We start from the raw sequence: 12,550 nt of genomic DNA on the forward strand, positions 1-12,550 counted from the left end.
ATGTGAGGCGAATCGGATGGACATGTAGCACTTCCTCGACGCAGTTATCGATCGGTATTTCCGCAGTTAGAAATACTGACCTAATCTCAAAGCCGCGACGTTGCGCATTTAGTGTAACGACTACCGCACACCGATCAGTGGTTTCAATACTTCATCAACGTTGCCAGGGATCACGACACAGCATGGTCAGACCGAACAAAACCATCCAGGTCAGGAACGGCAGCTTCAGCTTGAGCGCGAAATCACCGGCTAGGCCGATGATCGCCACGAAGTACACGGCGATCCCCGGGAAGATCTCGATCAGGGTGAACAGCACACCACTTGATCAACACCACCCAGACCCAGCGACAGAATCCCGAGTACGACTTCGACATGCCCTGCATGCCGAAATGGGCGTTGAATAGTTTCTTCAGGGGTAGAGCGGGCTGGTGCCGCCGTAGACCATACCGATAGTGACGGTCAGCATTGCGAGGCGGGCGGGCTGTCGGCTTGGGTGAGGGTTTCAACTGTTGCGATCTGGCTCACGGGTAGCGTCTCGTTCATCTCGAGTGCGGGTGGGAGCGGAAAAAACGGCGCTAGAATCCGCACACGGCGTAAAGCTAGGGAGAAAGGAAGCGTAAAGAATTCAGCCTTTGTGGAGCCACTCTGGGGCCTCCCATCTTTCCAGATGGCATGACCAGCCCCAGGCGATCAACCTACCCCTGTGGGGTAGCGGCCGGCGCTTCATGGCTGTCGTCAGCCGAGTCCAGACGAAGATCCAGAAGATAGTGGTAAATATGGACAGACGAGCCGTTCACCGGCCGCGTCTCCCGGTAGCCCCTCAAATGAGGATGCTCTTTATCCAGCGTGAGGGTACCCCGACTGTCAAACCCAGCATAAATGGTTTCATTGACCCACCGCTCGTACTCAGAACACAAACACCGGAAGTCGCCGGTCGAGTAGACGACAATGGCAATAGAGGTAACCCCCAACGAGTTGTATCCTGCGACCTTGTTAAGATGGTCTTCGACAGTCTTGCGCTCAAAACGGCGCAGGCGGAAGGCCTCGACAATCGAAATGCAATTCGTGCCTACGTAGATGCCTCCATCAATTTCCCCTACTCCTTTTTTCGAGGCAGAACTGCCCACCCTCGCTTGGTCTTTCACCGTCCAGCTCAAGTAATCCAAACGATGGCCCAGCAGCGAAGTCAACCAGTCATTGATCATGTTTTCCTGGTCTATCGACATTGGTGCGTTACCGTCCGTGGGGCGGTACAAGTTGTTCTTTCGCGTCAGAAGCTCCTGGGCCACTCCGTACAGATTGTTTGCAAGGAAAGCTTCCAAAGTATCGCCCTGCCCTGCCTGACCAAACACCAGGCTTTGCTCGAGCGGTGGCAATGCGCGGATTTCCTGCCACATGACCCTTGCCTGCGTGTGGTTGGGCTTGATGTACAGGTCAATCACATAAGGAGAACGTTTCAAGCGCAAGGCGTTGTTCTTGCTGAGATCCCTTTCCAGCGCTTCGAATGCCTGCTTCTGCTCGGCAGGTAGTTCGATATGCAGCTTTTCGACCTCATGTAAATACGTCAGCGCCTCCTCCACCCGCCCTTGTTCTTGAAGGTACGCACAACGGACATGCGTAAGCTCGCATGACAACAGAAAGCGCTCCGGCACTTCACACCAGAGACAATCAAACTCTTGCCACTGCTTGCATTCCAACAGCAACCCCAGTGCCTCCTCGAAATCCAAGACACCCACGTGCTGCGACTCAACAGCTTGATAGACCTCGCGCCACTGCACATAGCGTTGCCAGCTCTCGCTACCTACCTTGTTCACCCCCTCTCGTTCTGCGAGGGCACGACTCGCCTTGAGCCTTCCTGTCGCATAGGCGATCTGCCGCAGCTCCTTCAGCAGGGCATCGAACAGGTAGAACGCACGCTGGGCATCGACCCTTAGATAACAGTTCGCCTTTAACTGCCGGGCATACCGAGAGACCTCATCACTGACCTCCGTTGTGGCGTCGAGGAACGCGTCTAGCTTGGCAATCCGTTCCTTATCGTTGAGGGCCACGTCGTCGGCAATCGCTTTAAGCGCAATCAACTCGTCCAGCGGCTCAAATGAGACAGAGGAATGGCTGCGCTTACAGGAAGCGCCATACTTCACCAGACGCTGTGCAAGCTTTAACTGGCCGGCGTTGGCCGCCATCACTGCCACACGGGAAATCTCTGGAATCCAGACAATCCTTTCAGCCTCGAAGTCCAGCGTGGCCAACTGCACGAGAATACGCGACTTTCTTGCAGACGATCGCGTCGCCTCATACAGCTCAAGCCACCCGCCAAGGGGCGTTGGCCGCTCCTGCAGTACACCGAGGAACTTCGTGAAGTCATCCTCCGTGAACACGTTGCTTGCCTGGCACACCCGCGCCCAAAGCTGGACCTTGCTGTGACCAACACTATCGTTGAAGACTTCGAATACCCCCGCCAAGCGATCGGCGGCAAATCCAAAATCCTGAATCAAGCACAGCAAGGCATCGAAAACATCTTTCTTGCATTTAAGTTCAGTATCGACGACAAGCCGTAGTAAAAAACGCAAATGAGTCCTTACCGCGCCAAATAGCCCCCTGTGACTTTCTTCAGTGGCCCCAGTGTCATGTGCGAGTAGATCATCAAAGGCATGAATCACTCTCCGACGCAGGCGCTCATTGCAACAGCGCAGCAGCCCACTCCAGTCAAAGCTGTCGAACACGGAACCGTCATCCATGCCGATACAAGCGCTAGTGAAGCGCTGCTTCAGATGCCTCAGGTAGTCCTTTGCCAATACCGTGGCAACCTGTTCGACACCCGCTTTTTTGCGCGCATCGCTACCTGTGTACCCCTCTGACAACACCTCGATGCACCAGAACGAAAACATCCACTCAGCAACTGGTAGCTCGTCATATCCTCCCACCAGTCGCTTGCGCCTGGCCACCAAAAAATCAGCAGCCAGATGGCAATGGTCTTTGAACAGACGCGAGGCCCTGCCGTCTTCAGGTCCACGATACTCCATACGCTCGACTGCCTGCTTCAAGCCCGCCAGCAGCCCCTTGCCCTCGGCATGAGATGCGGTCTCACGCTCCGCCATCCAGGCGAACACCTCGGCGATCGCCAGTACGGTGTCCATGGCCACCTCGGCGTCAATCGGCTCATCGTGGTCGATGGCATAAACCTCCAGGGCCTGGGCGAATACCAGTTGCTGCCACGCCCTGTCGTAGTCGTAACGGTCTGACAATCGCTGAGAGCCACGGTGCAACCACTCATGGATCTGGATTAATCCGATGTGACTGGTCGCCCTGTTGCGCAACAGAAAGCACGCATATCGTGAAGAGTGAATTTTCCTGAACAGTATCTCTGCCAGATGCGGCGCCTGTGTCGAGTGCTGCAACAAAAGGCGCGTGTAAGGAAAACTGTCGCGCCGTGCACCCTCTTCGCATTCATACTTCACGATGCCTGCCACGAGATGATGAGTCGTTTCGTAGTCGTAATAGTTCCTCGCCTCTTTCCACCACTGGAAACAATCAAAAACACGCTCGTTCGGCAGGCGCCGATAACACTCGATCACGTCGTCCAGTTGGGACAACTCCAGTGCTGGGCAATAGGCCTCCTGCACGCTCGCAACGGAGCCGGTAAGCACCTCATCTGAATCCCGCCGTGCAGGTCGCACGATGGCATTCATGCCATTCGCGGACAACGCGATATCCGCTGCGCATTGCTCCCAAGTGTCCTGCAGGGAGTCATCAGCCATCACGTACTGAAATGCACAGGCTAGAAAATCCTCGCGCGCATGTGCGGAGCGGAATTTCAGGTGAAAAACATACGGCCGCCCGCAAGCCAGCACCATTTTTAACCACCATTCCTCGAACGCAACCTCCGGCTTCGCCCTTGAGGCCCTCAACTGCTCCCACAGCAGCGTGCCGACCCCGACAAGGTCTTCATCCTCGAAGGAAATCTTGTACCCACCGTGTGACGCAGACAACTTGTGGCATGCTTGCAGGTGGCCCACTTCGGTGACAAAGCACTCATCGACGCGCACATGCGGCGCCACCCATCCGTCGCCACCGTGTTTGATGTCATAAAGAGAAGCCACTGTCGCAAGCTGTTGCTTCAGCTTTTGCGGCATGTCGTCGGCGACGGGAACCGGCCTGACCACCTCCAGCAGCCCACTTTTGAAGGTCACCACACGCTGCTGCTCAAGTTCGGCCAGCGGCACAGGGTCTTTCAACGGCTGCCAGCCCTCCTCGTCATGCAACCAGGTCGCCTGTCCTTGCAAAAGGCCGAGCACCGTGGCGCGGTTCAGTACGCGAGGATAAACAGTGCCGGCCTCCAGCAACCCAGCGATATAGCCATGCAGGGGTGTGACGACGTCGGGGGCGCCCCGGTTCGGACGTTCGTAAAAGTCGATCTTTTTCTCGAGATCTTGAATGAGACGAGCCGTATCCACCCCATGCTTCCTTACACCACTGAAATAGCCGGTCACGCTACCACTCCAGGGGGCAGGGGCGCATTTGAATTTCGTGCGCGCAGCTAGATGAAGGAATCTTCTTCTGCCCGTAAGTCCCCTGGTCACCGGCTGGGCGCCGAATCGCCAGGGTTAGCGTCTTCCTCGTGCCTTGAGAGGCGTGGCGGGGTTGCATAGCATCGCGGTCCCTTAGGCCGCTATTCCCCACGAGAGAGCCGGCGCTGGCGCAACAAAGACAGTTACTTGTATCACCGCTTAAGGCGGCGGAAGATCGCCAGGGCTCACCGCTCAGCGAGACTGAGCTGCTAGAGTTCCGAGATAAGGCACCGCCTCAGCAGTGCCTTAGCGCCGCCTTTGCGTTTAAAAAAGCGGGGGTATGAAGACATCGTGCCAGAAGAGTGCGGCCGGGAAATGACTAGGCGCTGCGTACCATCTCCTGTGGGACGAAAGCTGTCGGTAAGGGCCAAGCATATCTCCCACCTGCGCCGTTTGCGACAAACAGCCCCCGTCCTGACGGGCGTCATGAGGCTCGCATTAAAGCAACACGTCCACCAGAATCCGCAGAAGACCAGAGGAAGCCGAACAAAAAATGGGGGACCAGATGGGGGACCAAAAGCGGCTAAATACAAAAAAGCCCCGAATAATCAGGGCTTTAATGAGAATTGGTGGCGGAAGCGTAGGGATTCGCACCATCTCATCCCCCTCTAAGCTACTCGCCTTCTGCATGAGTGGATGTAGTGCCAGGGATCGTCCGATTCAACATTCATGGACAGTGGGCAGCTGAAAATTCGGTGGGGCAAAAAGTGGGGCAAAATCGCTAACCAAGATAAAGCAGACAGGCATAAAAAAATTCAGTCACCGCTAAGTGACTGGATTTTTTGGAGTTTTTTGGTCGGGACGGAGTGATTCGAACACTCGACCCCTTGCACCCCATGCAAGGAGAGAACGGGCAGGAGGCCACTTACGCTGATCGCCGTCCCCGTATCAATGCGGACAAGGTGGCCTAAAAATTTCCGGCAACACAACATCTAGCGGTAGACGCCCCCCACCAAGCTTCGCGCCGCAGCACTGCCCCCACCGTAATTTGAAGTACCTTTCGACGGTCCCGTGCTAGCACCTGGAGATATCAGGTCGCTCATGAGGGTCCGCTACCGACTCTGAGATATCTTTCGTGGAAAGCAGCCGTCGGCCCAGAGCTGACGCTCAACACTGATAGCCGTCGCAATCACCCGATCATTCTTCCCCGAGGTGTTGGGTCCGCCCCTTGAGTGGGGCATTTTGTTGCCCATTCATCTGCTCGAGCGCACCTCGATGAATTAGGTAGTTTCCAAAGCGTACGGCCCGGAAAAACTGGACTCTATCGGAGAGGTCGCTATGTCTATTGACTCGAATTTTCAAGATCAACCGCAAGTCTCAGATCCATCGATGCCTGGTCCTGATGTAAATAATCCTACCCTGAACCCCGATGACCCTAAGAAGTACGATCCGCTAAGGAAGCCAGGCATGGATAGCCCAGAGGATTGGGAGGACCAAGAACGGTTGCCTCCCGAAGCGGATGAACCGACGCCACTTTCTGATGACCGGCGTTGAGCTGAAAGGCCCGGCTTCGGCCGGGCTGCAATACCACCCTTCTACTCCCTGACATTACAGATGCCTCGCGTATTTCCGGCGTGTAAGTGCGGATAGGCATTAAGTTCCTGTTAAGGATCGCGCCGTAATCTCCTTGATCAGGCAATAAGCCCCAGCGCCCAGTTGATGAGGAGAGATGCGATATGGAAGCTGCACTGGCGAACAAATGGAAATGCCTGGCCCGGACAATCACGTATGTTGGTTGGGCGCTGTTCTGGCTATTGCTGTGGGACGTCGCAGTCACCCTGGATGCGATGCTCGCGGCGGGATATGGGTTTGAGCTGCCGTTGATGCCCCTGTCACTGTTGTGCTCAGCCCTGGTAGTGCTGATCAGTTTTCGTAACTCCAGCGCTTACAACCGATGGTGGGAGGCACGGACATTATGGGGTTCGATGGTCAACAGCTCGAGAAGCTATGGCCGCCAGGTACTGACGCTGATCGACGATGAGCAGCTTGCCAATCCAGTCAAGGCTAGGCTCATTCAGCGTCACGTGGCCTACCTCCAGGCCTTGCGAATGCATCTGCAAGGAAAACGGGACATCTCTGCTTTAACGCCGCTGCTGTCCAACCACGACCTGCAGTTGCTCACCACAGCAAGCAATTTGCCAAACGACATCCTCAGCGGCTCTGCAGAAATCATCGCTAGGGAGTTTCAGGAGGGCCGCCTCGACAGCATCCGCCTAGCCCGCCTTGAGTCCACGTTGGTCGATATTTCGAACTGGCAAGGCGGAATGGAGCGGATTGCCAATACGCCGCTTCCCTACCCTTACACCTACTTCCCCAGGATATTCAGCACCCTCTTTTGCGTGATCATGCCGCTCAGCCTGGTGCCCTCTTTGGGCTGGTTCACACCGGTCGTCTCCACGGTGGTAGGTTGCATGTTGCTGGCCATGGAGCGAATCGGCACCGACTTGCAAGCACCATTCGGGCGTAGCCAACACAGCATTCGTACCGATGACCTCTGCCGAAATATCGAAAAGAATCTTCAGTCGATGTTTAACTCTCGGGAGCGTGGGGCCTTGTCATTGACGCCAAGCCTGGCCACCGAAAGGCACCGTTCTGCCTCGTGAGGCACGGCCAACGGCTTGACAGTTTGCAAGCTCGCTCAAGATAGTAACCAGAGACTGCGGCTAGCCACATAAGCAGCCGGACTAGGAGGACAACACCATGGCTGATCAGATAGCCCGACTGGACGCTGAGCTCGTCTCTCTGGATCAGATTGCTGCTGAATTGGAGCGCCAGGTGGGACCTAGCCCTGTAACGCGCCCCCTGGTCATCGCATGGTTGAGCGAATGGTTGAAGGTGGCGGGCGAATCGAAACCCGGTTTACCTCATCTGCCTCACTCTCTCAAAGCGGCTTATGCCGCCTGGACGCATCAAGCCGTGGATCGCTGAACGGAAACTGCAACCCACGGTTTCCAGCGATGTTTTAAGCAATCCGTTGTTTCGGCTGGTGACGCTCAGCAGCGAGGCACCTTGCACGGCCAACCCCCCAGGCCAAGGCACGCGTCATCGACTCTCCTGGCCGCGTGTCGAAGGCTTCTTCGTGCAGTGGCATACCGGTGCCGGCATACACGCCTATGAACATTTGCGTGTCACCTGTGCGCGAAAGGCGCACTTGGACATCCATCGTAGTGCCGTCATCCAAGCTCTCATAGTGCGTCCTGTGATGTAGCGCCGGGTCTGCCCATTTCCAGAAAATGTCACCGCGAATCCGCATGCCGCCCTCCTACGACTTTAGTCTTATATATGGGGTTTCTGAACCTTAGCGCAGCGGAGCAGAAGAGACAGCCCCGCCGAGCGGATTATGGATAGATACTGTGATGGGATGTGACGTGGGAGGCATTCCAAATGCGTCAACGGAATTCAGGATGTCCCAGGATTCTAAAGACCCTTTGAAGATTGCTTCTCAGCGCTGATCTGCACCAGCGGCCCATGGTCATGAATGCACAGTGAGATTGAAGGCGAGCCCGATCCAGCACGACTTGCCGTCCGCGCTTCCTCATCACAACTCTCCAGCCAGTGCCCGGATCCGCGATAGCAACCTTGTCGCTCGGAAGCTGAAACTCCCTCACTCCCACTTGACTGTGCACTGAGATGTGCCGAGAGCGAAGTGCTTCAAAGGCACAACGCAGTAAATGTCGTATGACACTTAGATCATTTACTGAGCCTGCGTCCTTTTCGATGGCCAGGCAGGCCGCAGCGAGCACCTCAGCCACCAACTGCTCGGCTTGATCCATGTTTTGATTTGGCATGTCGTCCTCGACCTGACCGACAAAAAAATACCTTGCATGGCTGGCATCAGCATAGCGAGGGTCCCACGCCCGCAATCAGCGGGGAGGTTGGCTTCCCGGAACTTCCAGGCATGCTACGCCCCTGATTCAGGGTCGCTCGCCGGAACTCCAGGGGAACGCTGGCTTTCCTTGTCATTGCCCAGACCGGGGTTGATACGCGGATCATCAGGTATGGGAGCCCCTTCCTTTAGTTGATTATCCCGGCGCACATCCCGCCTACTACTCGCACCGCTAGGGTTTGGGTGTTCACTGGATACTGAGTTGTTTGCATCCACATCATCCATCTCTTCTTCTACAGGGGACTCATCCTCAGGCGGCAACGGGACCTCAACCTCTTCTGTCCCGCGACGCTGCGATGTTTCATCACCGTGTTTATCGCCGATCACCTGCTGCGATACCTTACCGGGAGCATTTTCATCAATGACCATGTCCTTTCTCCGTTCAGAGGCAGATGGTACCTGCACCTAAACTTGGAAAGCGGGCGATGCTTGAGAGTGCCTGCAGCTAGACGAGTGGCGTGGCAGCCTGTCGAAGCCGGACCTTCGGTTGAACGCCTTTCCTCAGAAAGGGGCGTCGGTTCATCCACTTCGACAGGTAAGCGCTCTTGATCCTCCCAATGCCCTCGATCGCGATCGGCCTGACCGTGACAGCCGGCCTTTCTGCATCAGAACCTTCCGTCGCTCTGCGGGCACCCTTCGGTAAACAGCAGGCCGAACACAGGGTGAACAACCAGAGAGGGAGTTTCACCATGAAAGCAGAGAAACCGTGCGCGTTGCTGCTCGCAATGTGCTTGGGTTGCGCGGCGCCATTTGCCCTGGCTGCCACAGACCTGAACGATCAGCGCGCCCCGGGCACGCAACCTCACAGCAATGGGTCCATGAACGGCCAAGGCGATGCGACAGGCTCTGGAATACCAGCAGATGGAATGGGCACGGGTAATGGCGGTACCCATGACAATGGAACGGACAACACGGGCGGTGACGGCACCGATACTGACTCGGGCTCCGGTGATAATGGGGGGGATGGTAGCGGTGCAGGACCGGCGAGTGGTAGTGGTGGCTCAACCGGTAGTGGATCAGGTTCAGGATCGGGCAGCTAGGTGGAATGGCCAAATGGCGGAGGATCTCCCGCTCATGGCCCAGCGTTTCAGTTTCGCCATTGATCAAGCAACACACTCAGGAGTGGATGCCATGCCACGCGGTGACAAGGACAAATATACGGACAAGCAGAAACGCAAGGCCGAGCACATCGAGCAATCGTACGAGGACAAGGGCGTGGGCAAGGACGAAGCCGAAGCGCGCGCCTGGGCCACCGTGAACAAGCAATCCGGTGGTGGTGAAAAGCCGGGAGGCTCGGGGAGGAGGACTGCGTCACGCGAGAAGAAGACCGCACGCACGGATTCAGCCAAACGCGCCGCCGAGTCTCGTCAAGGGCACTCACGCACTTCGCGCGCGTCGCTGGAATCACAAAGCAAGCAAAGCCTTATGAAGGAGGCGCGCAGCAAAGACATCAAGGGGCGCTCGAGCATGAACAAGGCCCAGTTGGTCGAAGCCCTGCAAAAACAGGGGTAATCGGAGAAGGTCGGCGCAGCGTGAGGCTCACTCGCCTCACACTCAACGCCATTGCGTCAGCAGCATGCCCCGAATACCGCAGACCGGGTCTTGTTCAGGGCACAGCACCTGGGCGATGCGCGCGAGATTGCGCGGGTGTGCTGCTCTGTCGGGCCGCTGAATGTCGTAGTCTTCCTGCCCAAGAGGATAGGCGCCGACCACCAGGAAGTTATCGCTGCACTCGATGCAGCGATGGCCCGTACCTGCTGGCAGCACCAGCACATCTCCCCGCTCCACGCTCACGCTTTGCCCGTATTCACCGCCAAGCGTCAAACGGGCCCGTCCACAGGCAATCCCGAGTGCCTCGTGAGCGTTTGGATGAAAGTGGTGATAGTCGAAAATCCCTGAGCGCCAGAGCGGGGTCCATTGGTGAGCCGCAAACATCACCTCGAATGCGCTGGCATTGTCCTCCGACGGGTCAAGTTTCAACCGATAAAGCAGTACGGGAAAACGGCTGTTCGGCGTCGCGCCGTCGTCTTAGAAATACAAGGTCTGCACGCTGGCATCTTGTGTATTCATGAGCGTCATGATGCGCACCCTGAGGGGTTATCGGTGCAACTTCGAACCCGTCGGCGGTTGCCTGGTTCCAGCCGGCAGACGGGTGCACATACCGTTGAAACTTTCCCGGCACGTGCCAAGTCCAGAAGCCTATCGATAACAGAACGGGAGCAGGCAATGACCGGCACGGTAGGCGACTTTCTGGTAGAGCGTTTGTATCAATGGGGCGTACGGCGCATCTTCGGTTACCCTGGCGACGGCATCAATGGTGTATTCGGCGCGCTGAGCCGGGCCAAAGGCAAGATAGAGTTCATCCAGGCCCGCCATGAGGAGATGGCCGCCTTCATGGCCAGCGCCCATGCCAAGTTCACAGGCGAGCTCGGTGTGTGCATGGCCACCTCCGGCCCGGGCGCCTCGCACTTGCTTACCGGCCTGTACGATGCACGCATGGACCACCAGCCGGTGCTGGCCATCGTCGGTCAGCAGGCCCGTGCGGCACTGGGTGGGCACTACCAGCAGGAACTGGACCTGCTGTCGATGTTCAAGGACGTCGCCGGTGCGTTCGTCCAGCAGGCATCGACGCCGGAGCAGGTACGCCATCTGCTCGACCGTGCGGTGCGCACCGCCGTCGGCGAACGCCGCGTCACCGCCATCATCCTGCCCAACGACTTGCAGGACCTACCCTACAACGAACCACCCAGGGCCCACGGTACGGTGCATTCCGGCATGGGCTTCAGCAAGCCCAGGGTGCTGCCCTTCGAGGAGGACTTGCAGCGCGCGGCCGAACTACTGAACGCCGGTCGCAAGGTGGCGATACTGGTGGGTGCCGGCGCGCTGCAGGCGACAGAGCAGGTCATTGCAATTGCCGAAACACTTGGCGCCGGGGTGGCCAAAGCGCTGCTGGGTAAGGCGGTGCTGCCGGACGACCTCCCATGGGTCACTGGATCGATCGGCCTGCTCGGCACCGAGCCCAGTTATCAGCTGATGAGCGAATGCGACACCCTGCTGATGATCGGCTCCGGCTTTCCCTATTCCGAGTTTCTACCCAAGGAAGGCCAGGCACGAGGCGTGCAGATCGACCTGCAACCCGACATGCTAAGCCTGCGCTACCCGATGGAGGTCAACCTCGTCGGCGACGCCAGCGAAACATTGCACGCACTGTTGCCGTTACTTGACCACAAGACCGACCGACGCTGGCGCGACAAGGTAGAAACCTGGCGTGCACAGTGGGACAAGACCGTGGCCAAGCGCGCCCTGGTCAAGGCCGACCCGATCAACCCGCAACGCGTGGTCCATGAGCTTTCCCCTCGCCTGCCCGACCACGCCATCATCACCAGCGACTCCGGCTCCTGTGCCAACTGGTTTGCCCGCGACCTGCAGATTCGCCAGGGGATGCAGTGCTCGCTGTCCGGCGGCCTGGCCTGCATGGGCGCCGCCGTGCCCTATGCGATTGCAGCCAAATTCGCCCACCCGCAACGGGCTGTAGTTGCTTTGGTGGGCGATGGGGCGATGCAGATGAACAACCTCGCCGAACTGATCACCGTGGCCAAATACTGGCAGCAGTGGGACAACCCGCAATGGATCTGTGCCGTGTTCAACAATGAAGACCTCAACCAAGTAACCTGGGAGCAACGGGTCATGGAGGGCGACCCCAAGTTCGAAGCTTCGCAGTCGATCCCTGACGTGCCCTACCATCTGTTTGCCATTTCCATTGGCCTGCAAGGTATCTACGTAGATCGCGAAGAGGACGTTGCCGCTGCGTGGGAGCGTGCGCTGGCTGCCGATCGGCCAGTACTGATCGAGTTCAAGACCGACCCGAACGTGCCGCCCTTGCCACCCCACATCAAGTTGGAACAGGCAAAGAAGTTTGCCAGCAGCTTGCTCAAGGGCGACCCCGACCAGGCGGGCATCATTATGCAAACAGCCAAGCAGGTGCTCGGCTCGGTGCTGCCTGGCAAGAAGTGACAGGCACCTCGGCGAGCCGGCTGAACGTTTGATCAGCCGGCCCGGTCGCAAAAACAGAGACGCAGCAGACTGCGCAAACCCT

At 57.5% G+C, this 12,550-nt stretch carries 8 protein-coding genes, 1 tRNA gene and 1 pseudogene; 4 read left to right on the top strand and 6 right to left on the bottom strand.

Annotation, left to right across the window (positions count from 1 at the left end; genetic code table 11):
- Positions 1–154: 154 nt before the first annotated feature.
- From DM807_RS19590 to DM807_RS19600, 3 genes are all read right to left on the bottom strand, one after another.
- Positions 155–316 (bottom strand): hypothetical protein, encoded by a 162-nt coding sequence (locus DM807_RS19590; protein WP_155737851.1) that lies wholly within the window; start codon positions 314–316, stop codon positions 155–157.
- A 379-nt stretch (positions 317–695) separates the two neighbouring features.
- Positions 696–4,490 (bottom strand): hypothetical protein, encoded by a 3,795-nt coding sequence (locus tag DM807_RS19595; RefSeq protein ID WP_179027779.1) that lies wholly within the window; start codon positions 4,488–4,490, stop codon positions 696–698.
- Between the two features lie 871 nt (positions 4,491–5,361).
- Positions 5,362–5,453 (bottom strand) — tRNA-OTHER (locus DM807_RS19600).
- 791 nt (positions 5,454–6,244) lie between these two features.
- Between DM807_RS19600 and DM807_RS19605 the strand changes: the two genes are divergently transcribed.
- Positions 6,245–7,171, top strand: coding sequence for a bestrophin family protein (locus tag DM807_RS19605; protein ID WP_063425424.1), 927 nt, complete (start codon positions 6,245–6,247; stop codon positions 7,169–7,171).
- A 97-nt stretch (positions 7,172–7,268) separates the two neighbouring features.
- Complete coding sequence (locus DM807_RS19610; RefSeq protein ID WP_060494607.1) at positions 7,269–7,496, top strand: hypothetical protein; 228 nt, start codon at positions 7,269–7,271, stop codon at positions 7,494–7,496.
- Between the two features lie 34 nt (positions 7,497–7,530).
- On the opposite strand, the gene DM807_RS27770 is transcribed toward DM807_RS19610, so the two are convergent.
- Positions 7,531–7,821: a hypothetical protein gene (locus DM807_RS27770; protein WP_060494606.1), complete on the bottom strand. Its 291-nt coding sequence runs from the start codon at positions 7,819–7,821 to the stop codon at positions 7,531–7,533.
- Between the two features lie 648 nt (positions 7,822–8,469).
- Entirely contained in the window at positions 8,470–8,823 is a 354-nt protein-coding gene (locus DM807_RS19615; protein WP_081238043.1) for a hypothetical protein, read from the bottom strand.
- 762 nt (positions 8,824–9,585) lie between these two features.
- On the opposite strand from DM807_RS19615, the gene DM807_RS19620 reads away from it, so the two are divergent.
- Positions 9,586–9,966, top strand: coding sequence for a hypothetical protein (locus DM807_RS19620; RefSeq protein WP_060494608.1), 381 nt, complete (start codon positions 9,586–9,588; stop codon positions 9,964–9,966).
- Between the two features lie 42 nt (positions 9,967–10,008).
- Here the strand turns inward: DM807_RS19620 and DM807_RS19625 are convergent.
- Positions 10,009–10,533: pseudogene (locus DM807_RS19625) on the bottom strand (cupin).
- 147 nt (positions 10,534–10,680) lie between these two features.
- Here DM807_RS19625 and DM807_RS19630 point away from each other — a divergent pair.
- Positions 10,681–12,468 carry a thiamine pyrophosphate-requiring protein gene (locus DM807_RS19630; RefSeq protein ID WP_060494605.1) on the top strand — a complete coding sequence of 596 codons (1,788 nt, stop codon included), beginning with the start codon at positions 10,681–10,683 and terminating at the stop codon, positions 12,466–12,468.
- The last annotated feature ends 82 nt before the right edge of the window (positions 12,469–12,550 follow it).

Origin of the sequence: Pseudomonas hunanensis, assembly GCF_013393325.1 — a bacterium.
GTDB classification, from domain to species: domain Bacteria; phylum Pseudomonadota; class Gammaproteobacteria; order Pseudomonadales; family Pseudomonadaceae; genus Aquipseudomonas; species Aquipseudomonas putida_P.

Bases quoted from the DNA above. Each gene is read 5' to 3' on its own strand.
- DM807_RS19605 (WP_063425424.1), top strand. From the start codon at position 6,245: ATGGAAGCTGCACTGGCGAACAAATGGAAATGCCTGGCCCGGACAATC.
- DM807_RS19610 (WP_060494607.1), top strand. From the start codon at position 7,269: ATGGCTGATCAGATAGCCCGACTGGACGCTGAGCTCGTCTCTCTGGAT.
- DM807_RS27770 (WP_060494606.1), bottom strand. From the start codon at position 7,821: ATGCGGATTCGCGGTGACATTTTCTGGAAATGGGCAGACCCGGCGCTA.
- DM807_RS19615 (WP_081238043.1), bottom strand. From the start codon at position 8,823: ATGGTCATTGATGAAAATGCTCCCGGTAAGGTATCGCAGCAGGTGATC.
- DM807_RS19620 (WP_060494608.1), top strand. From the start codon at position 9,586: ATGCCACGCGGTGACAAGGACAAATATACGGACAAGCAGAAACGCAAG.
- DM807_RS19630 (WP_060494605.1), top strand. From the start codon at position 10,681: ATGACCGGCACGGTAGGCGACTTTCTGGTAGAGCGTTTGTATCAATGG.